We start from the raw sequence: 1109 nt of genomic DNA, 5'->3' as shown, positions 1-1109 counted from the left end.
TGTTTTTTTAAATGGACACTACGCAACCAAAGTAGCGCTCGCCGGCAATTTTATGAATTTAACCTGGAGCGCGGATCCGTGGAACAGCAAATAAAGCGCTTAATCAGCCGGCTCTACCCGGAAATAAACAGTGGTTTACATTTGCCGATATTGGCTAGAGTAGTAGCGATCAGTGACCCCATGGAAAAGCCGGAGCTGGCAGAAGAATTTCGCCCGCGTTATGGGGTGGATGTGCAGGTGTTAACCCCTGAAGGCAAAGCCGATGATCGCTTACCGATTTTTCGTAGTGTACCGCTGCCACTGCAATACGCCGGCAATGAGCGCGGGGCTTTTGGTTTTCCGCAACCGGGCACAGTGGTTGAATTGGCTTTTGCCTATGGCGAACCAGACCAGCCCTTTATTCGTACCGTGTTATCCCGTGAAGTCGGCGTTCCAGCTCTCGACCGTGAGGATTTAATTTGGCAGCAAAGCGACTCAGTGCGGCAAAAAGTCAATGCCAGCGGAGAATGGAACCGGGAAACCCACGGTGATATACGCGAAAAATCATTACGCAGAATTACTGAGGCCGCCGAAATCAAAGCGAGCTGCGACAGTGAATACCGACAGGTGCGGGAACATTCCGTGGAAGAGGTCGCGGGCGTAAAAATAATTGAAGCCCTTGGTGCTTTACGTTTCTTATCTGCGGGCGGCCTGAACTTATCCGCGCTGGACAATCTAAATATTACAACGGCCAGTGATATTAATAATTCAGTGGGCCGCGACATAAAGGAACAAATCGGAAACATTCGCGAATCAGTGGCCAAGGCCCGCCAGATTATCAAAGTAAAAGACGGCGGCAAGGTTTGGTTGGGCAGTGAATCTTTAAATGTACTGAAAGTGCTAGAGGATTTAATCGGCGTAGTAGCAGCTCTGGCTGGCACCCTTGCGACACACTCTCACCCTGGTGCTGGGGAGAAGCCGACGCAAGAGGCTGAGATTGATGGGCACAAGGGGAGGGCGGATGGCCTAAGGGCTAGTGGTCCATGCGGTTAATTCTGTAACGATTGTTTTGCACGCTCTACGGAAGCCAAGATTTGACCGGCGGGCTTTGTCCATTTAAATGGCTTTGC

1 protein-coding gene is annotated in these 1109 nt (G+C 50.9%); it reads left to right on the top strand.

Annotated features, from left to right (window positions below; all coding sequences use genetic code 11):
* Positions 1-1032, top strand: a 1032-nt coding sequence (locus ACCI49_RS24740) for a hypothetical protein (RefSeq protein ID WP_371841927.1), incomplete at its 5' end; no start/stop codon positions are given.
* Between the last annotated feature and the right edge of the window lie 77 nt (positions 1033-1109).

This window comes from Microbulbifer epialgicus, from assembly GCF_041447265.1.
GTDB lineage: Bacteria > Pseudomonadota > Gammaproteobacteria > Pseudomonadales > Cellvibrionaceae > Microbulbifer > Microbulbifer epialgicus.
Note: the sequence above shows the minus strand (reverse complement) of the source record. Positions and strands in the feature narration are given on the sequence as shown.